The sequence below is a fragment of the Ruegeria sp. N4 genome (assembly GCF_056531425.1).
The window spans coordinates 25408-48378 of sequence record NZ_JBQFLT010000005.1; the positions used below are offsets into that span (position 1 = coordinate 25408).

The window sequence follows — 22971 nt, forward strand, 5'->3', positions numbered from 1 at the left end:
TGCCGCGCGGCGGGTGTGTCAGGGGGCTGGCGTCGGCCAGACAGGATCAGATGTGCCCAGTTTGTTGGCGGGACGGGGCCAGCGCAGTTCGGTCCCGCCCACGGTAAGGGGCGGTTTCAGCCGGTATCCGGGCCCCCAGCCTGAATTTTCCATGGTTTTGGAATAGTCGCTTTTTGTGGCTTCCCTGATTTCGTCCGCTGCGTCGGTCTTGCCCAAAACGGCAAGAAGCTCGGCCGTGCGGGCAAGGGACAGTTGCGCATGCATGACCGAGTTGCTTTGCGCCGCCTCAGCCAGTGCAGACAGGACAGCGGCGGCCATCAGGTATCCGGTTGCATGATCCAATGCCTGAACCGGCAACGGGGTTGGTTTGTCCGCCTGCGCCCAGCTCATGCCGGTATGCGCAATTCCGGCGCTCATCTGCACCAGACTGTCGAACCCGCGCCGCCCGGCCCAGGGGCCTTGCCAGCCATAGGCATCCAACGTGACCTCGACCCGGTTCGGGGCCAGTTCGTCCCGCTTGGATTTGGTCAGGCCCAAGGCGTCCAAAGCACCGGGACGGTAGCCATGGACAAAGACATCCGCCTCGGCCAGCAGAGCCTGCAGTCGCGCCAGCCCATCAGTTGATTTCAGGTCCAGATAAGCGCAGTGCTTGCCCAGAGAAATATCGGGGATCACGCCGGGTTCATCCCAATCCGGTGGATCAATGCGCAACACGTCGGCCCCAAGCCCGGCGAGCGTACGGGTCGAGACCGGACCCGCCAGAACCCGCGTCAGGTCCAGCACGCGCAACCCTGCCAGCGGGCGTTCAGCGGTGGCCTGGGGCCGATCACGCAGCGTGATATGTCTGGGGCTGTGCCATCCGATCAGCGGGTCTCGGGCGACTGCACGACCTTGGGGGTGGTCCTGCCACTCGACCCGGCTGCGCATTGCAGCGGCAACGCCGCCTTCCGCGACGATGGCGTTTTCCAGATCACCAATGGACCACGACCTGAGGGCCTGCGTGACCGCATCCCGGTCGGCCTCGGTGCCCAGGACCTTCAGCGCGGCGGCCCGGTGGTGCGGCAAGTTGGTGTGCAGTCGAATCCAGCCATCTGCGGCACGGTAATCCCCTGCGATGGCGTCCCACAGGCTGGGCATCTGCCACCCATCGGGCTTGAAGGAATAGCGAAACCAGAGCGAGGCCAGACGTTGGTTGACCTCGATGTCGGGCGCTGTGGGCGTCAGATTGAGCGCCACCATCAGGCGCGATACCTCCTGACCCACGGCGGCAAGGCTGGCAGTTGCAAGCTCAGAAACCGCGAAGGCGCTGGGCAATACCCCGGACCCGGTGGTGCGATAGCCGTCGGACGCCGGCAAGGAGGCAAGCAGGCTCATTGCTGATAGGGATCAAGGCTGTCGCGCAATCCATCCCCAAGGAAGTTGAAGGCCAGAACAACGACGATGATCGGAAGCATCGGGATGGCGGTCCACGGGTAGATCTCGATCGAGGCCAGGTTCTGCGCATCGTTCAGCATCACCCCCCAACTGACCGCCGGGGCGCGCAGGCCGAGGCCCAGGAAGCTAAGCGCCGTTTCCCCAAGGATCATCGCCGGGATCGACAGTGTGGCCGAGGCGATCAGGTGGGACATGAAGTTGGGCAACAGGTGTTTGCGGATCACCCGACCCGAACTTGCGCCCATCATCTCGGCCGCGCGGACATATTCCTCTTCCCGCAGGGACAGGAACTTGGCGCGGACGGATCGGGCGAGGCCGGGCCAGTCGAGGATGCCAAGAATGATCGAGATGATGAAGAACACCGCGACCGGGCTCCAGTTCGATGGCACGGCGGCGGACAGGGCCAGCCACAGGGGAAGCTCGGGCAGAGAGCGCAGGACCTCGATGACCCGGTTGATGGTCCAGTCGATGCGCCCGCCGAAATACCCGGCCATGGAACCGAACAGGATGCCAAGGAAGAATGAGACCGAGATGCCGATCAGGCCCACGGTCAGGGATAGCTGCGCGCCGTAAAGGATACGGCTGAACACATCGCGGCCCAACCGGTCCGAGCCCCACAGGAACAGGGTTGCGCCGTCCGGGGCGCAGAACAGATGAGTGTCGGATTTTATCAGGCCGGCCAGTCGGTATTCCGACCCTTCGCAGAAGAAGCGGATCGGGCGCGGGTCTTCGGTATCGGGGACGAACTTCCACTGGAACGTCTCCAGATCCGCCTCGGCCACGATGGGATAGATGAACGGGCCTTTGAATTCGCCTTCGTGGAACCAGTTGATCGACTGAGGCGGAGCATAAAGGTGTTCGCCGTTCCGGTCATTTGGGCCATAGGGCGCGATGAACCCGGCGAATGGTAGCATCAGATAACACAGCAACAGGAAGATGCCCGAAATCAGGCCCAGCTTGTGCGTTCTGAATTTCCGCCAGACCAGCACCCAGTTTGGGGCGTCCAGATCGGCGCGCTCCAGTTGCTGGACCGAGGCTTGCGGGTCGAACGGGGCGTCATCGACAAAGCGATCATCGGGGCGGTCGGTCATGCTTCGCGCCCCTCATACCGAATGCGCGGATCGAGCATGACCAGCAGAATATCAGAGATCATAGTGCCGATCAGCGTCAGCAGTGCCACGAACATCAGGATGAAGGCCGACAGGAACTGATCCTGCGTCTTGAGTGCCGTCAGCAGGGTCGGGCCGATGGTCTGCAGGCCCAGAACGACCGAGACCAGAACCGAGCCGGATACCATCGAGGGTAGCAGGTTGCCGATATCGGCCACGAAAGGGTTAAAGGCCACGCGCAGGGGGTATTTGGTCAGCATCCGGGACGGGGCCATGCCCTTGGCGATGGCTGTTTCGACGTAAGGCTTGCCCAACTCATCCAGCATATTCGCCCGCAGGCGTTGCATCATGGCCGAGGCTCCGGATGTGCCGATGACGAAGGTTGGCACGATCAGGTGGATCAGGATGGATTTGAGTTTATCCCAACTCATCGGCTGGCCTTCGAATTTGGGGTCCATAAGCCCACCGATGGGCAAGTTGAAATACTGATGCCCGTAGTAAAACAGGATCAGCGCAAGCAGGAAGTTCGGCGTCGCCAGACCCAGATAGCCCACAAAGGCCGAGGTATAGTCGATCCATGTCCGCGACCGCGCGGCGGCAATCACGCCAAGGGGCAGGGCGACTGCATAGACAAACAGGATCGCGGCAAGGTTCACGACAACGGTCAGCCACAGCGTATCGCCAACGATCTCGGACACCGGGCGGTCGAATTCAAAGGACCAGCCCCAGTTGCCCTGCAACATGCCCGAAAAGCCGTGCGGGCCGGGCCAGAACCCCATCCAGATCAGGTATTGCTCCCACATCGGGCGGTCCAGCGCGTATTCCGTGCGCAGGAACTCGGCCTTGGCCACGCCTGCCGATTGGCCCGAGGCCTGAAGTTCGGCGATCTGATTGCTCAGATAGTCGCCGGGCGGCAGGTTGATGATCACGAAAATCAGGACCGAGACCACCAACAGGGTCAGCAGCATCGTGAAAAAGCGATACACCGCATAGCGCAGCATGACCATTTAGCTGCTCCTGTCAGTCGGCGAAGAAGAACTCATCCGGGCGGTGAACGCCGAAATGCGCGCCGGGCTCCCACGCCCACATGGCCTGTTCCGGAACATTGCGCAAACGGTTCGAGACGACGATAGGCTGCGGTGCGCCGTTCAGGATGCCAATGGCATAAAGCTGATCGGCGTGGATATTCAGCATTTCGGTCCAGGCGGCCTCACGCTCTTCATCCGTGGTGGCGATCTCCCATTCATGGGCCAGTTCCATCAGGCGCTCGGCCTCTGGCATATCGGGGGCTTCGCCAACCTCGCCACCGGTCTGATAATACTGGCCCCATTTCGGCCAGGCCAAAAAGACCTGATCGGTCGGTGCCAGATAAGACGGCGACGTATGGGCCTGCGGCAACCCGTCATCCCACCCGAACCAGACCGAGGCCATGGTGTTCCCGGCAAAGACACGGTTGCGCAGGATGTCGCGGTCCAGCGGGCGCATCACCAGTTTGACGCCAATCTCGCGCCACGTGTCGGTGACGATTTGCAGGGCGTTTTCAACCTCTTGTCGCTCACCGGCGGTTTCGATCACCAGTTCCATGGGGCGGCCATCGGGCAGCAGGCGGATGCCATTCTTGTCGCGCTGATCCAGCCCGGCCTCGTCCAGCAGGGCATTTGCCTGATCGACATCGAAGTCGGCCCAGGCCTTGGCGTTTTCCTCACTGTAGAAGGGTGAGGCGGGCAGGACCGACATCGCCATCGGCTTTGCCAGCTTGAAGTAAAGCGCCTGATTGATCGTGTTGCGATCAATTGCCAGCGACAGTGCACGGCGTACACGCACGTCGCGCAGCACATTGCGCCAAGCTTCGTCCGAGTAGTTCAGGTTGGGATAGATCGCGATCTGCGAGGCTACGCCGGTTTTCCACAGCAATGTCTTGTAGTTGCCAACCTCTTCCCCCTTTTTCAGGATCGAGGCATCGCGGAACGCCAGACCACGGCCTTGCAAATCGCTTTCCCCTGCGTTGGTCTTGGCTGCAACCAGTCCGGGGGCAACAATCTCCATCTCGACCACGTCGATATAGGGCAGTTGCACACCGTTCGAGTCGACGCGGTGGTAATAGGGGTTGCGGATAAAGCTGTGCCGGATCTTCTTGCCCGAACTGGCATTCAACCAGGGCTGCAAGGTAGGCAACTCACTATTGTCGAATTTATACAGGTTATCCAGCTTGTTATGCAGCGCCGCCCAGCTTTTGACGCGGGCATCTTCGACCTGAAAGGCCAGTTCTTCCGGGTCCGCGAATTTCTCGTGATATTGTTTCAGAAACGCAGCGGGCCGGTAGATGAACGGCGGACGGGCCTGCGCCAGCGATTGCAGGAAGTCCGGGTTGGGGTCATCCCATTCGAAGATCACGGTGGTCTCATCCGGGAATGAAACAGTGGGTGTTTTGCCTTCGACGATCAGAAAGTCCGGCGGGCCCGAGGGGCTGAGCAATTCGTTATTGGCAACATCTTCCCACCAATAGCGAAAATCCTCGGAAGTGAAGGGCGAGCCGTCCGACCACTTGTGCCCTTCGCGCAGGTTCAGGGTGAACTTGCGGTTGCCTTCGTTTTCGAACGAGGCCAGCAGGTCGGGGACAATCTCGTAATTCTCGTCAAAGCCGACCAGACGGGCATATCCGTAAACGACCATCTGGCGGATATCCTTGGACCGGGTCACCATGGTGCGCAGGGTCCCGCCGGGCGTTCCGAACTCGCGCCCTTTGGCGGCCAGATCGACGACCAAAGGCTCTTTTGGCAAGCGTTCGGTAACCGGTGGCAAGTCTCCGGCATCAACCTTTGCGGCCCAGTATTCGGCCTCTTGCGGGGTTGGTGTTTCGGCTGCGGCGGCCAAGGTCGAAGAAAAGGCCAGCGATGCGGCAAAAAACAAATGGCGAGTGGTCTTAAACATGACAACGTACCTTATGGCCCGGCTCCAATTCCACAAGTGAAGGTATCACGGTGTCAGAGAAACGAAAGGCTTCATCCCAACTGTCCGGCGCGCCGGCGCCCAATGAGACCATTTTCAGGTCGATCGGGCGGTTGATGTCGGGTTCTGGTTGAGCGGCAATCAACGCCTTGGTGTAGGGGTGGCGCGGATTGTAGAAAAGGGTTTCGGGTGGGGCTTGTTCAACGATCAACCCCCGGCGCATCACAGCGACCTCATCGGCAATGCGCGCCACGACCGCAAGGTCGTGAGAGATGAAGAAGTAGGACAGGTTCAGACTGTCCTGCAGGTTCTCAAGCAGTGTCAGGATTTGTTCCTGCACCGACACGTCCAGCGCCGAGGTCGGCTCGTCACACACAATCAGTTGCGGGTCCAGCATCATGGCGCGGGCGATGGACAGGCGCTGGCGCTGTCCGCCGGAAAAGGCGTGCGGGTAGCGTTTCAGCATGTCGGCGTTCAGACCAACGCGTTGCAACATCTCAGCGGCCTTGTCCCGCTGTTCCGAAGTCGAGCCGATCCGGTGAATCTCCAACGGCTCAGTCATCGCATCCTGAATCCGCATGCGGGGGCTGAGCGAGCTATAGGGGTCCTGAAACACCATCTGCGCCTTGCGCTGAAAGGCGGTGCGCTGGGCGCGGCTCATTTTGTGAACAGGGATCGGGTCTTCGGTTGCGGAGGTGCGGAACAGCACCTCTCCGCCCGGATCGGGCAGTTCCGCACCAAGGGCGATCCGGGCCGCGGTGGTCTTGCCCGAGCCGCTTTCACCTACGATGGCCAGCGTCTTGCCGCGCGCAAGTTTCAGATCGACGCCGCGACAGGCATGAATTTCCTTATCTGCCTGCCAGCCCTTGCTGGCCCGCATTGTGTAGGTCTTGGAAACCCCTTTCATCTGCAGGATCAGGTCTTCGTCGGGCATCGGTATTCCGACTGCATCCTGATCCGGAATCTCGGGCGCCGCATCGAACAATTGTTTGGTATAAGGATGCGCCGGCGCGGTCAGAATAGGCGCGGCGGGGCCGGCCTCCATCACGCGTCCCTTGTGCATGACCACGACTTGCTCGGCCATGTTGGCAACCACGCCAAGGTCATGAGTCACAAGGATCAGGGCCATCCCGGTTTCGCGTTGCAATTCCTTGATCAGCCCAAGCACCTGCGCCTGTGTTGTCACGTCCAGCGCGGTTGTCGGCTCATCCGCGATCAGCAGTTCAGGCTTGGCCACCATCGCCATCGCGATCATCGCGCGTTGACGCATACCGCCGGACAGTTCGAACGGGTACGAGTCATAGGCGCGCTGAGGATCGGGGAAACCGACACGTTCGAACTGCGTCAGCACCTCTTTGCGGGCCTGCGCCTCGGACGCGCCGCGATGCAGCCAGAGAACCTCGCTCACCTGATTGCCGATCTTGTGCAGCGGCGACAGCGAGCGCATGGGCTCCTGAAAAATCATCGAAATCCGATTGCCGCGAATGCCGCGCATCTCACGCTCGCCGATCTTTACAAGATCAGCGGTGCCCTTGGAATCGTTCAGAATGATCGAGCCGCTGCGAATCTGTGCGGTTCGGGGAAGGATGCGCAGCGCTGCCCGGCAGGAAATAGTCTTGCCCGACCCGGACTCGCCCACAAGGGCAAGCGTCTGCCCGGCATCGACGTCGAAATTCACGTCTGTGACCACAGGATCACCCACGCCAAAACCAATGCTGAGGTCTTTTACGGACAACAACGCGCTCATTCGGGTTTTCCACCCCGTTGGCCGTACGGTAGCATCGGCTGTATCAACTCCCCGTGATTTTTTAGTCAGTGTCGCGCGGTTCCGCCCGTCTAGTCAAACCCGTTCTTAGACTGAAATGTCTCGGGAATATGAAAGTTATGTCTTCGCTGCTACACAAACTCTTGAGTTTTTGTCATCTAGTGCACAGCCGCCTGCGTCTATGCTGGTGAGCGGTATCAAGGAGAGATTTCCCCGTGTCCGAGAATCAAAGCCGTCTGGATCTGTTCATCGACCGCATGGTGTCGCAGCGCGCCTGTCTGGATTTTGCGATAGCGCAGACCGCAGGGATGGAGGGGCCGGTATTCGAACTGGGTTTGGGTAATGGCCGGACTTATCATCACATGATCCGGCACATTCAGGACCGCCCGGTTTACGTGTTCGAGCGCGCGGTGGCCTCGCACCCGGACAGCACCCCGCCCGAGGATCGGGTCATTCTGGGCGATGTGCGCGAGACGCTGCCCGCCTCGGTCGCGCGTTTCGGCGCGTCTGCCAGCCTGATCCACGCGGATCTTGGCGGGCATAATCGCGAGAAGAACGATGCCTTTGCGCGCCTTGTTTCCCCGCTGATCGAGCCGCTGCTGGCCGAGGGCGGGCTGATGGTGTCGAGTGACCGAATGTATTTCGAAACGCTGACTGAACTGCCTTTGCCCGAAGGGGCCGTTGAGAGGCGCTGTTTCGTCTATCGCCGATGATCCGAAAAGGACCCAACCGATGATCTTCTATGATTGTTCAACCGCGCCAAACCCGCGCCGGGCCCGCATGTTTATCGCCGAAAAGGGGATCGACATCGAAACGCGCGAGGTCTCGATTGCCAAGGGCGAGCAACTGGAGGATGCGTTTCTGGCGGTGAACCCGCGCGCGACCCTGCCGGTTCTGGTGACGGACGAAGGCGCGGTCCTGACGGAAAACCTGGGAATCGCTGCCTATCTTGAGGCGCGCTTTCCCGAACCGCCCTTGATGGGGCGTACACCTGACGAAAAAGGCCAGGTGTTAATGTGGCACGCCCTTGTCGAACAACAGGGCGGTGCCCCGATTGCCGATGCGCTGCGGAACGCGCATCCGGCCTTCAAGGATCGCGCCATTCCCGGTCCGGTCGATTACGCCCAGATCCCTCAACTGGCGGAACGTGGTGCGGCACGTGTCGGGGCGTTTTTTGACTTGCTTGAGGGCAGATTGGCCGAGAGCCCCTTTGTCGCCGGGGATACCTTCAGCCTCGCCGATATCTCGACCTTCGTTTTCGTCGATTTCGCGCGCGTGATCAAAATGCGGATACCCGAGGGCAATACCGCCACGCAAACGTGGTTTCACACGGTTCAATCCAGGCCCAGCGCCAGTCTTTGAAAGCAGCCAAAACAGGCGGGTGTCTGATTGGGTCGATTACTGTACAGAAATGTCTAGACAGAAGTGAACAGTGCCACTAGCGTCTTTCCAGGTTCTGATTAGGGGAGGTCGGGATGAAATCCCAATACCGTGTCGTGGTCATCGGGGGCGGCGTTGTTGGCGCCTCGGTTCTGTATCATCTGGCCAAATTCGGCTGGTCGGATGTTGTGATGCTGGAACGGCGGCGGCTCGCCTCGGGCTCGTCCTGGCACGCGGCGGGTGGCATCCATGCGCTGAACGCGGATCCGAATATGGCCTCGCTACAGGCCTATACCATCGACCTGCTCAGCGAGATTGAAAAGGAATCGGGCCAGAATATCGGGTTGCACATGACCGGCGGCCTGACGCTGGCTGGCACGCCCGAACGGTGGGAGTGGTTGCAGGCCAATTACCGTATCTTCCAGTCTATCGGGATCGATGACTGCGAGTTGCTGACCCCGCAAGAGGCACAGAAACGCTGCCCGATCATGTCCACCGAAGGCGTTCTGGGCGCGATGTGGGCGGATCGCGAGGGGTATATCGACACCACCGGCACCGTTCAGGCTTACGCGACGGCTGCCAAGAAACGCGGGGCCGAATACTACGAAGAAACCAAGGTCGAACGCCTGACGCAGACGGCCGATGGCTGGGAAGTGGTGACCGACAAGGGCACGATTACCTGCGAACACGTGGTCAACGCCGCCGGTCTCTGGGCCAAGCACTTGGGCCGCATGGCGGGCGTGGAACTGCCGGTTTCGCCGCTCAAACACCACTATCTGATCACCGACACGGTGCCCGAGGTCGCGCAGGCCGATTTCGAGATGCCGATGACCGTGGACCTCGAAGGGTTCACCTATATGCGGCAGGACCAGAAGGGCGTTCTGGTCGGTATCTATGAGGTCGATCACGAACACTGGGCAATGGATGGCGCGCCGTGGAATTATGGCGAAGAGCTGTTTCAGGAACAACTCGACCGGATCGAGAACGAGTTGACGCTGGGTTTTGAGCGCTATCCTTCGATCCAGAACGTGGGCATCAAGACATGGGTAAACGGCGCGTTTACCTTCTCGCCCGATGGCAACCCTCTTGTCGGGCCGGTGCCGGGCAAGCGGGGCTATTGGTCGGCCTGCGCGGTGATGGCCGGGTTCCTTCAGGGTGGCGGCGTTGGCAAGACGCTGGCCGAGTGGATGATCCATGGTGAGCCCGAAGCCGACGCATGGCCGATGGACGTGGCCCGTTACGGAGACTTTGCGCAGAACAAGCGCTACATCCGCGAGACGACAGGCCAGTTCTATTCCCGTCGCTTTGTGATGACCTATCCGAATGAACAGCTTCCCGCAGGCCGTCCGTTGAAAATGACCCCGGCCCATGATGCGATGACCGAGGCGGGCTGCAAATGGGGCGTCAGCTGGGACCTTGAGGTGCCGCTGTATTTTGCGCCGAAAGGGTTCGAAGAGACGCCGACGCTGAAACGCTCGAACGCGCATGACATCGTGGCCGAGGAATGCAGGGTGATCCGCGACGGCGTTGGGCTGCTGGATATTTCAGGCTTTTCCCGGTTCGAGGTCACAGGGCCGAATGCCGAGATCTGGCTGGACAAGATCATGGCCTCGAAACTGCCCGCGCCGGGTCGGGCCAAGCTGGCCCCGATGCTGGGCGAGAACGGGCGCCTCAAAGGTGATCTGACCGTCCTGAACTGGGGTGATGGCACCTGGTGGATCATGGGCAGCTACTATCTGCGCGCCTGGCACATGCGCTGGTTCGACGATCACATGATCGACGGGGTCGAGGTCCGCGATCTGGGCGAAGAATACTGCGGGTTCGCCGTGGTTGGCCCGAAATCGCAGGCAGTGGTCGAGAAACTGGCCGAACAGGATATCTCGGGCCTGAAATTCATGGGCTGCGGAGATTTCGACATTGGTTTGGTCCGCGCCCGCGTGGCCCGCATGTCGGTGACGGGCGAGAAGGGGTACGAGATCAACTGCCGCTATGGCGATCACATCAAACTGCGGCGCATGCTATTGGAGGCCGGGGCCGAGGATGGCATTCGCGAGTGCGGTTTCAACGCAATGCTGTCGACTCGGCTTGAGAAAAGCTTTGGCATTTGGTCCGCCGAGTTCACCCAGGCCTATACCCCCGGCATGACCGGTATGGATCGCTGGATCGACTGGGATAAGAACTTTGTCGGCAAAGACGCTGCCTTGGCCGAGCGCGGTGGCAACGGCCCGGCGCAGGTGCAGGTAACGCTTGAGGTGGACGCGCTGGATGCCGATGCCAGCGGCTATGAACCCATCTGGTCGGGCGAGGACCGCGTTGGTTTCGTCACCTCGGGCGGTTATGGCCATTACACGGGCAAGTCGCTGGCCATGGCTTTGGTCAACCGCGACAAGGCCGCGCCGGGTACGGAACTGACCGTGCATGTGGTGGGGGTCGAACGACCCGCATGGGTGATCGCCCCATCGCCATATGATCCGCAGGGCAAGGCGATGAGGGGCTGAGGATGATCTCGCAAACCCCTGAGCGTGGCAGGCGACGGCGCGGACGCGGGGCCGAGGCCGCGCCCGCACCCAGCCGTGACGTAAATTACCGCCAATTGCGGAACCCGTTCCCGCAAATGGAGGTGTTCCCCGCCGATCAGATCGCCGATATGCACGAAACGGCCTTGCGCACCCTTCAGGAACTGGGGGTCAAAGTCCTGTTGCCCGAGGCCCGACGCCTGTTTGCGGCAGGTGGCGCAAAGGTGGATGACGACAGCGAAATGGTCTTTATCGGGCGCGATATGGTCGAGGCAGCTGTGGCCTCGGCCCCCAAATCGATCGCGTGCCGCGCCGGGGCACGGCGCAGGGATTTTACTTTGGAACTGGGTTCGCTGGTGTTTCAGCCCGGTGCTGGCGCACCCAACGCCACCGATCTGGAACGCGGGCGACGCCCCGCGACCGGGCAAGACTATCTGGAGTTCCTGAAACTCACCCATCATTTCGATGTTTTCCAGATGATCTCGCCCCAGGTCGAGCCGCAGGACGTGCCGACCCATCTGCGGCACTATTTCACCACGCAGGCGCAGATGGAACTGACGGACAAGTTCCCCTTTTTCTATTCGCGCGGCACGCCGCAGGTGATGGACAATTTCCAGATGCTCGCCATGGCACGCGGTCTGACGGATGAGGAGTTCCGCGCCAACCCGCACTGCTACACGATCATCAACACCAACAGTCCCCGTACGCTGGACATTCCCATGGCGCAGGGCCTGATTGACTTTGCGCGGCATGGGCAGATGTCGATCATCACCCCGTTCACCCTAATGGGCGCGATGGCCCCGATCACCGTGGCAGGCGCAATCACGCTGTCCCATGCCGAGGCACTAGCGGCGCTGACCCTGACCCAATTGGCCAAACCCGGCGCGCCGGTTTGTTATGGGACGTTCACCAGCAATGTGGACATGAAATCGGGTGCGCCTGCCTTTGGCACGCCTTCGCACTTCCAAGCCTCGCTTGCGGCAGGGCAACTGGCGCGGCATCTGGGTCTGCCATGGCGGTCGGCGGCGGGGTCGGCATCGAATATCAACGATGTGCAGGCCGCCAATGAAAATCAGTTTGGCCTCTGGGGTTGTCTGATGGCCGGGGCCACGGTGACCATCCATTCGGCAGGCTGGCTTGAGGGCGGTCTGACGGTATCTTTTGAGAAGATGATCTGCGACGCCGAGGTGCTGAACATGGTCGCGGAGCTTTGCGCCGGTGCGCAGGCCGGGACCGCCGAGATCGGCTTTGACACGGCGCTGGCCGAGGTCGAACCCAGCGGCCACTTCTTCGCCTCCAGCCAAACGATGGAGCGCTACAACACCGAGTTCTACCAGCCCCACGTCCACGACTACGCCAATTTCGGCACCTGGACCGAGCGGGGGGCCGCTGATGCCAACCATCGCGCGACCAGTGTCTGGAAGGCGATCCTGAACGATTTCAAGGCCCCTGCTGGCGACAGCGACCGGCTGGGTGCCTTACATGATTTCATCGCGCGCCGGACCGCCGAGGGCGGCGCACCGCCGGAGAGTTGAATGAACACCAAACCAATTCTGCATCGGGATGATCCACTGGCTGAACCCTTGGTCGGCAACATCAAGGTCACGCGCGACGACTGGCTGAATGTGGCCATGGACGTGCTGATCTCGGACGGTGTGGACCAGATCAAGGTCCTGAACCTGGCCGAGCGCATGGCAGTCTCGCGCTCGTCCTTCTATTGGTATTTCAAATCCCGGCAGGAGCTTCTGGACGCGCTGCTGTCGCGCTGGCAGGCCACCAATACGGCTGCGTTGGTCGCGCAGGCAGAGGCACCGGCCAGGACGATCACGGCAGCGGTCTGTAACGTGCATCGATGTGTGGTGAACACCGACCTGTTCGATACGGCGCTGGACTTTGCGGTGCGCGACTGGGCGCGCAAATCCGGCAAGGTGCGCCGCGCATTGGATCAATCGGATGCCCGACGATTGCAGGCGCTTCACGCCATGTTCGCGCGTTTTGGCTATTCCGAGATCGAATCCGAGACCCGCGCCCGCGTGCTGTATTACATGCAGATCGGATACGATCTGGCGCAGCTGAACGAGCCGATGGAGACGCGGCTGTCGATGGTTTCGCATTACCTGTACGTATTCACGGGTGTCGAGCCGCGCCCAGAAGAAGTGGAAGAATTCAGCGCCTATTCCAAGCGCTTTTGGGAAGGAGACACAGAATGAGCCAACCGGATGCAATCATCATAGGGACCGGAGTGATCGGTGCCGCCATCGCGTTTGAGATGGCCAAGGCTGGATGGAAGACCCTGTCGCTGGATCGCAATGCGCAGGTCGGGCACGGCTCGACCGCAGGGTCTTGTGCAATCATTCGGATGCATTATTCGACCTTCGATGGCACGGCCTTTGCGTGGGAGGGCTATCACTACTGGCGCGATTGGGCCGAATATCTGGGCCTGCCGTCAGATGCCAATCTGGCGCAGTTCCGTGAAACGGGCTGTCTGGTGATGAAAACCGATGCCAATGGCATGCTGAAAAAGCACATGAAGAACAGCGCCGATCTGGATTGTCCGTTCGAGGAATGGTCGCCCGACAAGGTTGTTGAACGCCTGCCGGTCTATTCGCTGGACAGTTTCGCGCCCGCGCGCCGGATGGATGACCCGGAGTTCGGCCAACCCAATGGCCGCAAGATGCAGGGCGGTGTGTACTGGCCACAAGCGGGGTACGTGACCGACCCAGCCCTGTCGGCGCAGAACCTGATGGACGCGGCCAAACAACACGGGGCCGAGGTTCGCACCGGGGCCGAGGTGGTCGAGATCCTGACCGACGGCGGTCGTGTGGCCGGGGTCAAGCTGGCCTCGGGCGAGGAAATCCACGCCAAGGTGGTGGTGAACGTGGCGGGGCCGGGGTCGGCCATCATCAACAAACTGGCGAATGTGCTGGACGACATGACCATCGAAACCCGCCCCCTGCGGCAAGAGGTGGTGCATGTGCCCGCCCCCGAGGGGTTTGATTTCGAAAACGACGGCACCATCGTCTCGGACAGCGACATCGCGTGTTATTGCCGCCCCGAGCATGGCAACCACATCCTTGTCGGCTCAGAAGACCCGGAATGCGACCCGCATCAGTGGTGCGAGGATGACATCCACTACAACCACGATTTCACCGACCAGTGGACCACGCAGGCCATGCGCTACGCTCAGCGTGTGCCCAGCCTTGGCATTCCGTCCAAGACCCGCGGGGTGGTTGACCTGTATGACGCCTCGACCGACTGGATTCCGATCTATGACAAATCCAGTCTGCCGGGGTTTTACATGGCCTGCGGCACCAGCGGGAACCAGTACAAGAACGCTCCGATCGCCGGGAAGATGATGACTGCGCTTATCGACTATTGCGAGGGCGGAGCGGATCACGACGCCGAACCGCTTCAGTTTGAACTGCCCTATATCAAACGCATGATCGATGTCGGCTTTTATTCGCGCAAACGCCCGATCAACGAAGAAAGCAGTTTTTCGGTTCTGGGCTAGGAAAGGCGACCAAACGTTCTGAATGACTGGTGGCCCGATTTCTAGCGGGTCACACCTTGGTCAATATGCTGGTCATTGTCGCGCGATGGAAACACGACGCGGTCCCCATCAGTTTGCGAAAGCAACCCAGGCCCAGGCCATAGCGATGTAGGTCAGATTGTGCATCAACTGGTCCAGACCAGCAGCACGCCAGAATGCGGGCTGGTTGGGCTCTAGCCGTTTTTTGTCTGAATAGCTGGCTTTGGCGTAGTCGATATTGAAGTGAATAAACCACTCAAGCGCGCCGATGATCAGGATAAAGGCCAACGGCGTGCCAAAAATCAGAAAGACAATGATCGAGCCCACAACATGCACAGCGGCATGCTGCGCACGGCCCATGTGAAGATATTCACCCCGACCGGACAACATTTTCGGTGTTTGTAAGTAATAGTCAGCGAACATATGTTTGATCTGCAACAAGCAGAGCATGACAAACACTGCGCCAAAACTGGCAGTCAAAAGTTCCCTCCCGAAATCGTCCTTCAGCGGATACTAGGCGTGAATGCGTCAATTGGTAAATGAAGTAGTTCACATTTGGCAAAGAAATCTGAGGCTCGAAAACGTGTTTGCGAAATTTTGCTGGGATTGTGTAGATTTATACTGTTCAGTTTTCCGGCATATCGCCAATCATGAGTTTTGAGTACAAGCAGGGGCAGGTTCCATAGAGCGCACGATCTTTCGTTTTATCTGGAAGTATTCCAAACGCGACCAGCTGATCCTGCTGGCCGTGACCTCGACGCTATTTCCCTTGCTGTACCTGACGTTGGAGTTGCCCAAACGCATCATCAACGATGCGATCGGTGCCAGCAGCGATATTGTGGACGTCTGGGGATACAGCCTGCCGCAGACCAACTTTCTGATCATCCTGTGTTTTGCCTTCCTTGCTGCGGTTCTCGCCCATGGCCTGATGAAGATGCGCATCAACACCATGAAGGGGGTGCTGAGCGAGCGGATGCTGCGGCGCTTTCGCTATCAGTTGATCAGCCGTGCCCTGCGTTTCCCGCAGCCCTATTTCGAGCGGGTCAGTCAGGGCGAGATGGTGTCGATGATCACCGCCGAAAGCGAGCCGATGGGCGGGCTGATGGGGGATGCGATCAGCCAACCGGTTTTGCAGGCGGGGCAGATGATTACTATCCTGTCCTTCCTGTTCCTGCAAAGCGTCTGGTTCGGTCTGGCGGCGGTGGCTCTGATCCCCTTGCAGGCCTGGTTGATTCCGAAATTGCAGCGCCAGATCAACCTGTTGAACAAAAAACGCATACAAGAGGTGCGCGTGCTGGCCGCCCAGATCGGCGAGAATGCCGCCGGTGCCTCGACCCTTCGCGCCAATGGTGGCTGGCGTTATCGCCGCGCAATGATCTCGGATCAGTTGGGGCGGTTGTTCGGGATCCGGTTCGAGATCTATCAGAAGAAGTTCTTTATGAAGTTCATAAACAACTTCATCTCGCAACTGACCCCGTTCATGTTCTATCTGGTTGGCGGCTTGCTGGTGCTGCAGGGTTCGGTCTCGCTGGGGGCACTTGTGGCGGCTTTGGCAGCGTATAAGGACCTGAGCTCGCCGTGGAAGGAACTGCTGACCTATTACAACCAGACGCAGGATATGTCGCTGCGCTGGGACGTTGTGATCGAACGCTTCGCGCCTTCGGGAATGCAGGACGAGAGACTATTCGAGGGTGAGCCACAGGCACGCCCGCATCTGAACGGCGACATCGTTCTGGATCACGTCTCGGTCCGCGATATGGACGGCAATCAGGTGCTGGACGATCTGAACCTGACGTTCCCGGGCGGCAAGATCATCGGCATCGCGGCCCCAAGCGAAGAAGATCGGCGCGCCGTAAGCGAATTGCTGACGCGCGAGATTCTGCCAAGCGCGGGCAAGGTGGCAATCGGTGATCATAATCTGTCCGAGCTTCATCAAGGCGTGGTGGCGGCGCGGATCGGCTATGCCTCGTCCCGGCCGGTCATGTTTCAGGGCACGCTGGGTGACAACGTTATGATGCCGATGCGGTTCAAGCCCTTGTCCGATCAGACGGATGATCCGGACTTTGCTGAAACCTTGCGGGCGGGCAACAGCGACGATCCGTTCCAGACCGAATGGCTGGACCCGTCCCTTGCCGGTTTGCAGGATGCCAGCGAGTTGCGGGACTGGTGGTTGAAGCTGATCGATGGAATGGGATCGGGTGCCGCCTTGTTCCAACGCGGGGCCGAGCAGGTCTTTGATCCGGGCACCCACCCGGAGCTTGCGCGCAAACTGATCGATCTTCGCCCAAAGGTTCAAGAGGCTGTTCAAAAAGCGGGCCTGACGCAGCAGGCGCTGATTTTCGACCGCCAAAGCTATAACCCCGCGTTGCCGGTGGCCGAAAACCTGTTGTTCGCCACCCCACGCGTTCCGGTGACGCAGGATTTGCTGGCCAAACAGACCGTCTTCCTGGGCCAGTTGCGAGAGTTGGGTCTGGATGAAACGCTGATCGCCCTGACGCGCGATGTGATAGATATGTTGCGGCAGATCTTTGGTCTTGATGGCACCGATCACCCGCTGTTCCGCAAACTGGGGCTTGAGGCTGCAACCTACGAGACTGCGGTCGAACTGGTTGAGCGGACACGGAAAGAGGGTGCCTCGGGTCTGGATGATGAGCAATTGGCCAACCTGCTGGCCGTGCCATTGGTGATTTCCGCGGAACAGATCGGTCCGGCCTTCACGGATGAGTTGAAGAACCGCATTCTTGAACTGCGGCACAGCCATTCCGACAAGCTTTTGGCGCGGTTGCAGGATGTATTCGTTTCACTGGACCCGGATCAGTTCGCCCCCGGTCTGACGGTGATGGAGAACGCGCTGTTCGGCAAAGTCAGCCAAATCGGTGGCGCGCGATCCGATGAGGCGCGCAAGCTGATCGTCGATGTGCTGGCCGAAAACGGTGCGCGGCTTTTGGTTGTCGAGTTGATCTATGACGTTCCGGTTGCGCTGGGCGGTCAGAACCTGCCCGCCGTGTTTGCCGAGCCGCTGGCCTTCACCCGTGCGACGATCAAGAAACCCGACATCCTGATTCTGGAAAACGCGCTGGCCAGCTATGACATGCAAACGCAGGTTGCGGTCTACAAAAACCTGCGCGAACTGATGCCGGACACCACGGTCATCTACCTGAACGATCAGTTCGAGAACCCGGATGTATTCGACATGTATGTCGAAATCCGGCAAGGTCGTGTGGTCACGGACGAAGGACCTGCGGACGTGGAAGAAGACAGCGCCGCCTCGGCAGACCTTGCGCGCAAGCTGCGCGCCCTGGAACAAACACCTCTGTTTTCCGGTCTGGATCGCAGACAATTGCGACTACTGGCCTTTGGTGCGCGTTGGTTCGAGGCGATCCCGGGGCAGGTGGTGTTCCTGAAGGACGATCAGCCGACCGATGGGGCCTATGTGGTTCTGGAAGGTGAGGCGGGCCTGTTCCTGCCGCAACCCGACGGCCCCGATCAGCTGATTACCAAGGTGGGGCCGGGTGAGCTGGTGGGCGAGTTGGGCCTGATCCGCAAGGAACCCCGCGCGCTGAGCATGGTGGCCGAGACCAAGATGTCCTGCCTGCGCATTGGTGAGGAAGAGTTCCTGGCCGTGGTCGAAAACGACGCCGCGACCGCCTTCAAGCTGATGCAGGTGATTGCCGGTTATGTATCGAACTGACCGCTAACTGGCGGGCTTGCAAAACAGTTCATACAACAACCCGATCACCTGCCGTGTGTTCCCATCTGCCAGCGAATAATAGATGGTCTTGCCATCGCGGCGGGTGGACACCAGATTTTCCTCGCGCAGCCGCGCCAGCATCTGGCTGACGGCCGCCTGCCGGATTTGCAGCAGGTCTTCCAACTGCCCAACCGATTTTTCCCCGTCGCCCAGATGACACAGGATCATAAGACGCCCTTCATGGGCCAGTGTCTTGAGATAGGCCGCGGCGCTTGCCGCGTTTTCTTTCATATTTGCCGACGTATCAGGGGTTTCGTCGGTTAGTTCATTCAGGGTCACGGGTAGGCCACTTGTCCGATTGGGGTTGGCGCAATATGCCCCAACCCATACGGGCTTGTCACCCCTCGGTGGCGGGGGCTCCGCCCTGAAAGGCATTGCCGTTGGCATAATCGCAGGGGTCTTCCTGCATTTGCAGGTGCAACCCGTCCCCGGTGTACGGGTGCGCGCGGGCCAGATCTTCGTTGACTTCGATCCCCAGACCGGGCGCGCTTGGCGGTGTGACAAATCCGTCCTCGACCCGGATTGCGCCATTGATCAACTGATCATGGAACGGCGTTTCGATGGTTTCCAGCAACAGAAGATTCGGAATCGATGCGGCCAGATGCGTATTCGCGGCCCACTCCACCGGACCGGCATAAAGATGCGGGGCCATCTGCGCGTTGAAAACCTCGGCCATGGCGGCGACCTTCTTCATCTCCCATATCCCGCCAGCACGGCCCAGGGCGGGTTGCAGAATCTCGGCGGCACCGGCGCGCAACACTGCACCGAATTCGGCCTTGGTGGTCATGCGCTCGCCGGTTGCGACCGGGATGCGCACGTTGCGGGCGACGCGGGCCATATCCTCGATATTGTCCGGCGGGGTGGGTTCTTCGAACCACAGCGGCGAATAGGGCTCCAACGCCTGACCCAACCGAATTGCGCCCGCCGTGTTGAACTGACCATGGGTGCCGAACAGCAAGTCGGCTTTGTCACCAACCGCCTCACGGATCGCTTTGCAGAACGCCACGGACATTGAGATGTCGGACATCGCGGGCATATGCCCACCCCGGACCGTATAAGGGCCAGCCGGGTCGAACTTGACCGCGGTATAGCCGCGCCGGACCATTTCTGCGGCGCATTCCCCGGCCTGATCCGGTGCGGTCCAGAAATCATTCAGGTTATGCTGCGGCAGGGGGTACAGGTAGGTGTAAGAGCGGATGCGTTCGTTCATCAACCCGCCCAGCAAGGCATAGACAGGCCGGTCCCGATCCTTGCCCAGAATGTCCCAGCAGGCGATTTCGAGCCCCGAGAACGCACCCATGACGGTCAGGTCCGGGCGTTGGGTGAAACCGCTGGAATAGGCGCGGCGGAACATCAACTCGATATTCTCGGGGTTTTCGCCCAGCATGTGTCGTTCGAACACATCGCGGATCACGTGGCGCATGGCCTCGGGGCCGATGGATGAGGCATAGCATTCGCCCCAACCGGTAATGCCTGTGTCGGTGGTCACTTTGACCAATATCCAATAGCGCCCGCCCCATCCCGGTGCGGGTGGCGCTGTGATGATGATATCGAGGTCCTGCAGTTTCATCCCGTGCCCTCCGGCCCTGTGGGTTTGACGTATCGACGCGTCCGATGCGCCGGTCTGTTTCAGCCACGGTGGCGCGGGAAGATGCAGGCCGCAAGGCGGAAATCGTCAGTTTGATGTCGCTGTTACGCCCTGGACCGGGCGGGCGCGCAAAAACAGCACACACCCTGCCAGCATCAGAACCAGCGCCAATAGGAACGGCGCACCGGGCAGGTAGACAATTGTGTCCGGTCTGATGAACTGCGCGAAGATGCTGGTCATCAGTAGGGGTGAGATGACCATCGACAAGGCATGCAGCGATGTCAGGACACCCTGCAATTCCCCCTGTTGCGAATCCGGTGTGGCGCGCGACATCATTGCCTGCAGTGCAGGAGTAATGACGGCGCCGATGGCGGTGATCGGGATCAGCATCAGGGCGATCAGGCCATTGGTCAGAAAGCCCAGAATGCCAAAGCTGACGATTTCGAATACCATCCCGTATATGATTGTCACCCGTTCACCCAGATAGCGGGTGGCAGGGCGGATCAACCCGCCCTGAACGGCTGCCATGGCAAGGCCGTAGATGCCCAAAGACACGCCGATCATCTGCGGGGACCATCCGAACCGCTCGGTCGTGAAATAGGCCCAGATGGCCGGATAGACATAGATTGACACCGAATAGAGGAAATAGACCCACAGCAAGGGGCGAATGCCGGGCAGGGCGGCAATAGCCTTCAACGAATTGATCGGGTTCGCGCGCTTCAGACTGAAGGCCCGGCGGGTCTTGTCCGTCACCGTTTCCGGCATCACGAACATGCCAATGGCAAAGGTCAGTGCAGACAGGCCCGCAGCCGCCCAAAAAGGCGCGCGGGTGCCGTATTCGCTCAGCAATCCGCCCACGACAGGGCCCAGCACAAAACCGACGCCAAAAGCCGCCCCCAACAGCCCGAAATTCGCCGCCTTGTCCTGCGGTTTCGAGACGTCGGCCATGAAGGCGGCCGCCGTTGAATGCGTGGCCGCCGTGATGCCGCCGACGATACGACCCGCCAGAAGCAGCCAGATACTGCCCGCCAGCGCCATGACCACATAGTCCAACGCCATGACAAACAGGGATACCAGCAGAACGGATCGGCGTCCGTAAGCATCGGACAAGTTACCCAGAATCGGCCCGAACACGAACTGCATCGCGGCGAAAGCGGTGCTGAGGATGCCACCCCACACCGCCGCATTGGCCAGCGTACCGCCCTGAACCTCGACAATCAGTTGGGGCATGATCGGCATGACCAACCCGATGCCCATTGCGTCGATCATGACGATGGAAAGAACAAAGACAAAAGGCAGGCGCATCAGAACCGTCACGTCGTTTCAACCCTCGCACCCTAGGCGGGGTTACTACGTTAGGAAAGAGTTGCCCGAGGTCATCTATGTTTGGTGATGCGACAATTGCTGTTTCAGATCAGACAGGATGTTGGCCAGTTGATCCGGGTGCGAAAAGAAGGCCGAATGCCCCGAGTGGATGGTGCGTCGGAACGCGGACGGGATGCCCTCGCTCATCTTGCACTGATACTCGAACGGTACTGTGTGGTCATCGCTGGTGGCGATATAGGCGCGCGGGACCTTTTGGTAGCGCGCGCCAAGATGCAAGGGTGTATCTTGCGGACGAATGGCCTGAGGACACAAGCGTCCAAAGGCGTAGGGCGTGATGTCCGGGTCGCAGTCGTGGTAGAACAGCTCTCTCACGCAGTCCGGACGGACGGTATAGGACAGCCCGTCGGCGGATTTTTCCACCGCGTCGGCAATCGTCTGGCTGGGTCCGCGGCGGCGCATCTCGACCATCGACAGACCATCCTGCGGGACATAGGCGCTGAGGTAGATCAGCGCGCGCATGGCATCCGGCTGCGCCTCGGCCGCGGCACTGATGGGATACCCGCCCCACGAATGGCCCACGATGATCGTTTCCGGGGTTGTCGCCGACAGGATAGAATCCCTGCACCCATCCAGCGTGACATCTGCGATGGGGGTTGGATCAGCGCCATGGCTGGGCATGTCGATGGCGCGGACCGAGTGGCCGAGGGATTCCAGCACAGGAATCAGGTCGCGCCAACACCACGCGCCGTGGCAGGACCCGTGGACCAAAAGGAAATCAGCCATGTATTGGCTCCTTCAAATATGCCCGATACCGGTCAAGAATTCGTTCAGCAAAGCTGCGTAGTCTTCAGGTTTTTCCACGCAGGGCAGATGGCCCGCCCTGCGCATCAGTTTAAAATCTGCGCCCGGGATCAGCTCGACTGTCTCGCGCACCAAATCCGGTGGGGTCGAACCGTCCTCGCTGCCGGCGATGCCTAAGGTGGGCAGCCGCAAGCCGCTGGTGGGCGTATAAAAATCCGTGCCGGCAATGGCCGCGCAGCATCCAAGATAGCCTTCGACCGGCTGCCCAACCATCATATCTCGCCACTGCAGATGTTTCTGCGCTGCCCGGAAATCCCGGGAAAACCAGCGCTCCATCGTGGCATCGGCCAATGCTTCGATACCGCCCTGTTGCACGGCCTGTATCCGATCCTGCCAAATCGGCGGGTTGCCGATCTTGGCTGCAGTGTTCGACAAGACCAGCGCGCGGACCTGATCCATGCGTTTGACGGCCAGACCTTGCGCAATCATACCACCGATGGACAGACCGACAAAGACACAGTCGCGCACCTCAAGGTGATCCAGCAACCGTTCGACATCCCGAATCAGGGCACCCATGGAATAAGGGCCACGCGGGGCTGAGGATTGCCCATGCCCGCGTTTGTCATACCGGATGATCCGCAGGCCGGCGGGCAGATGGGGCAGCATCGCGTCCCAAAGATGCAGATCGGTGCCCAGCGAATTGGCAAAGACAATAGGGGTGCCATCCGGGGCGCCATCGATCCGGTAATGCAGCATTACATCGCCAAAATCCGCGCAGGTCATGCGTTTGATCCTTCTGTCCGTGTCGATGTTTTGCACAGAA

General features: G+C 60.2%; 18 protein-coding genes. 7 read left to right on the forward strand and 11 right to left on the reverse strand.

Features of this window, described 5'->3' with window-relative positions; translation table 11 throughout:
* Window positions 1–18: 18 nt before the first annotated feature.
* The 5 genes from ACR0LW_RS09540 to ACR0LW_RS09560 are packed head-to-tail and all read right to left on the reverse strand — an operon-like array spanning window position 19 to window position 7239.
* Window positions 19–1374 (reverse strand): CoA transferase, encoded by a 1356-nt coding sequence (locus ACR0LW_RS09540; RefSeq protein ID WP_480882459.1) that lies wholly within the window; start codon window positions 1372–1374, stop codon window positions 19–21.
* Window positions 1371–2525 carry an ABC transporter permease gene (locus ACR0LW_RS09545; RefSeq protein WP_170454501.1) on the reverse strand — a complete coding sequence of 385 codons (1155 nt, stop codon included), beginning with the start codon at window positions 2523–2525 and terminating at the stop codon, window positions 1371–1373. Before ACR0LW_RS09545 ends, ACR0LW_RS09540 begins: the two co-directional genes overlap by 4 nt.
* The gene (locus ACR0LW_RS09550; RefSeq protein ID WP_170454498.1) at window positions 2522–3550 is read right to left on the reverse strand and encodes an ABC transporter permease; all 1029 of its coding nucleotides are present in this window, start codon (window positions 3548–3550) and stop codon (window positions 2522–2524) included. Before ACR0LW_RS09550 ends, ACR0LW_RS09545 begins: the two co-directional genes overlap by 4 nt.
* A gap of 13 nt (window positions 3551–3563) precedes the next feature.
* Window positions 3564–5474, reverse strand: a complete 1911-nt coding sequence (locus ACR0LW_RS09555) for an ABC transporter substrate-binding protein (RefSeq protein ID WP_170520401.1) — start codon at window positions 5472–5474, stop codon at window positions 3564–3566.
* The gene (locus ACR0LW_RS09560) at window positions 5467–7239 is read right to left on the reverse strand and encodes an ABC transporter ATP-binding protein (RefSeq protein WP_170454494.1); all 1773 of its coding nucleotides are present in this window, start codon (window positions 7237–7239) and stop codon (window positions 5467–5469) included. The genes ACR0LW_RS09555 and ACR0LW_RS09560 overlap by 8 nt, the downstream gene beginning before the upstream one ends.
* A 233-nt stretch (window positions 7240–7472) precedes the next feature.
* Between ACR0LW_RS09560 and ACR0LW_RS09565 the strand changes: the two genes are divergently transcribed.
* From ACR0LW_RS09565 to ACR0LW_RS09590, 6 genes are all read left to right on the forward strand, one after another.
* Window positions 7473–7970, forward strand: coding sequence for a class I SAM-dependent methyltransferase (locus ACR0LW_RS09565; RefSeq protein ID WP_480580023.1), 498 nt, complete (start codon window positions 7473–7475; stop codon window positions 7968–7970).
* A gap of 19 nt (window positions 7971–7989) precedes the next feature.
* Window positions 7990–8619, forward strand: a complete 630-nt coding sequence (locus ACR0LW_RS09570; RefSeq protein ID WP_170520407.1) for a glutathione S-transferase — start codon at window positions 7990–7992, stop codon at window positions 8617–8619.
* A 113-nt stretch (window positions 8620–8732) separates the two neighbouring features.
* Complete coding sequence (locus tag ACR0LW_RS09575) at window positions 8733–11135, forward strand: GcvT family protein (RefSeq protein WP_480882462.1); 2403 nt, start codon at window positions 8733–8735, stop codon at window positions 11133–11135.
* A 2-nt stretch (window positions 11136–11137) separates the two neighbouring features.
* Window positions 11138–12688, forward strand: coding sequence for a trimethylamine methyltransferase family protein (locus ACR0LW_RS09580; RefSeq protein WP_480882463.1), 1551 nt, complete (start codon window positions 11138–11140; stop codon window positions 12686–12688).
* The gene (locus tag ACR0LW_RS09585) at window positions 12689–13363 is read left to right on the forward strand and encodes a TetR/AcrR family transcriptional regulator (protein ID WP_480882464.1); all 675 of its coding nucleotides are present in this window, start codon (window positions 12689–12691) and stop codon (window positions 13361–13363) included.
* A complete protein-coding gene (locus tag ACR0LW_RS09590) occupies window positions 13360–14664 on the forward strand; it encodes an NAD(P)/FAD-dependent oxidoreductase (protein ID WP_480882466.1) in 1305 nt (434 codons plus the stop codon). The genes ACR0LW_RS09585 and ACR0LW_RS09590 overlap by 4 nt, the downstream gene beginning before the upstream one ends.
* Before the next feature lie 108 nt (window positions 14665–14772).
* On the opposite strand, the gene ACR0LW_RS09595 is transcribed toward ACR0LW_RS09590, so the two are convergent.
* Complete coding sequence (locus ACR0LW_RS09595; protein WP_480882633.1) at window positions 14773–15132, reverse strand: DUF3307 domain-containing protein; 360 nt, start codon at window positions 15130–15132, stop codon at window positions 14773–14775.
* Window positions 15133–15376: 244 nt separating this feature from the next.
* On the opposite strand from ACR0LW_RS09595, the gene ACR0LW_RS09600 reads away from it, so the two are divergent.
* The gene (locus ACR0LW_RS09600; protein ID WP_480882634.1) at window positions 15377–18373 is read left to right on the forward strand and encodes an ABC transporter transmembrane domain-containing protein; all 2997 of its coding nucleotides are present in this window, start codon (window positions 15377–15379) and stop codon (window positions 18371–18373) included.
* A 3-nt stretch (window positions 18374–18376) separates the two neighbouring features.
* On the opposite strand, the gene ACR0LW_RS09605 is transcribed toward ACR0LW_RS09600, so the two are convergent.
* The 5 genes from ACR0LW_RS09605 to pcaD form a co-directional block, all read right to left on the reverse strand.
* Complete coding sequence (locus ACR0LW_RS09605) at window positions 18377–18664, reverse strand: ArsR/SmtB family transcription factor (protein ID WP_480882635.1); 288 nt, start codon at window positions 18662–18664, stop codon at window positions 18377–18379.
* A 106-nt stretch (window positions 18665–18770) separates the two neighbouring features.
* The gene (locus ACR0LW_RS09610; protein ID WP_480882468.1) at window positions 18771–20003 is read right to left on the reverse strand and encodes a mandelate racemase/muconate lactonizing enzyme family protein; all 1233 of its coding nucleotides are present in this window, start codon (window positions 20001–20003) and stop codon (window positions 18771–18773) included.
* Between the two features lie 105 nt (window positions 20004–20108).
* On the reverse strand, window positions 20109–21326 hold the full coding sequence (locus tag ACR0LW_RS09615) for a TCR/Tet family MFS transporter (RefSeq protein ID WP_480882636.1): 1218 nt from the start codon (window positions 21324–21326) through the stop codon (window positions 20109–20111).
* Window positions 21327–21401: 75 nt separating this feature from the next.
* Window positions 21402–22130, reverse strand: a complete 729-nt coding sequence (locus ACR0LW_RS09620) for an alpha/beta fold hydrolase (protein ID WP_480580040.1) — start codon at window positions 22128–22130, stop codon at window positions 21402–21404.
* A gap of 12 nt (window positions 22131–22142) precedes the next feature.
* Window positions 22143–22931 (reverse strand): 3-oxoadipate enol-lactonase, encoded by a 789-nt coding sequence (gene pcaD, locus ACR0LW_RS09625; RefSeq protein WP_480882470.1) that lies wholly within the window; start codon window positions 22929–22931, stop codon window positions 22143–22145.
* Window positions 22932–22971 lie beyond the last annotated feature (40 nt).

Coding starts and splice junctions, on each gene's coding strand:
- ACR0LW_RS09540 (WP_480882459.1), bottom strand. CDS start 1,374: ATGAGCCTGCTTGCCTCCTTGCCGGCGTCCGACGGCTATCGCACCACC.
- ACR0LW_RS09545 (WP_170454501.1), bottom strand. CDS start 2,525: ATGACCGACCGCCCCGATGATCGCTTTGTCGATGACGCCCCGTTCGAC.
- ACR0LW_RS09550 (WP_170454498.1), bottom strand. CDS start 3,550: ATGGTCATGCTGCGCTATGCGGTGTATCGCTTTTTCACGATGCTGCTG.
- ACR0LW_RS09555 (WP_170520401.1), bottom strand. CDS start 5,474: ATGTTTAAGACCACTCGCCATTTGTTTTTTGCCGCATCGCTGGCCTTT.
- ACR0LW_RS09560 (WP_170454494.1), bottom strand. CDS start 7,239: ATGAGCGCGTTGTTGTCCGTAAAAGACCTCAGCATTGGTTTTGGCGTG.
- ACR0LW_RS09570 (WP_170520407.1), top strand. CDS start 7,990: ATGATCTTCTATGATTGTTCAACCGCGCCAAACCCGCGCCGGGCCCGC.
- ACR0LW_RS09575 (WP_480882462.1), top strand. CDS start 8,733: ATGAAATCCCAATACCGTGTCGTGGTCATCGGGGGCGGCGTTGTTGGC.
- ACR0LW_RS09580 (WP_480882463.1), top strand. CDS start 11,138: ATGATCTCGCAAACCCCTGAGCGTGGCAGGCGACGGCGCGGACGCGGG.
- ACR0LW_RS09585 (WP_480882464.1), top strand. CDS start 12,689: ATGAACACCAAACCAATTCTGCATCGGGATGATCCACTGGCTGAACCC.
- ACR0LW_RS09590 (WP_480882466.1), top strand. CDS start 13,360: ATGAGCCAACCGGATGCAATCATCATAGGGACCGGAGTGATCGGTGCC.
- ACR0LW_RS09595 (WP_480882633.1), bottom strand. CDS start 15,132: ATGCTCTGCTTGTTGCAGATCAAACATATGTTCGCTGACTATTACTTA.
- ACR0LW_RS09605 (WP_480882635.1), bottom strand. CDS start 18,664: ATGAAAGAAAACGCGGCAAGCGCCGCGGCCTATCTCAAGACACTGGCC.
- ACR0LW_RS09610 (WP_480882468.1), bottom strand. CDS start 20,003: ATGAAACTGCAGGACCTCGATATCATCATCACAGCGCCACCCGCACCG.
- ACR0LW_RS09615 (WP_480882636.1), bottom strand. CDS start 21,326: ATGCGCCTGCCTTTTGTCTTTGTTCTTTCCATCGTCATGATCGACGCA.
- ACR0LW_RS09620 (WP_480580040.1), bottom strand. CDS start 22,130: ATGGCTGATTTCCTTTTGGTCCACGGGTCCTGCCACGGCGCGTGGTGT.
- pcaD (WP_480882470.1), bottom strand. CDS start 22,931: ATGACCTGCGCGGATTTTGGCGATGTAATGCTGCATTACCGGATCGAT.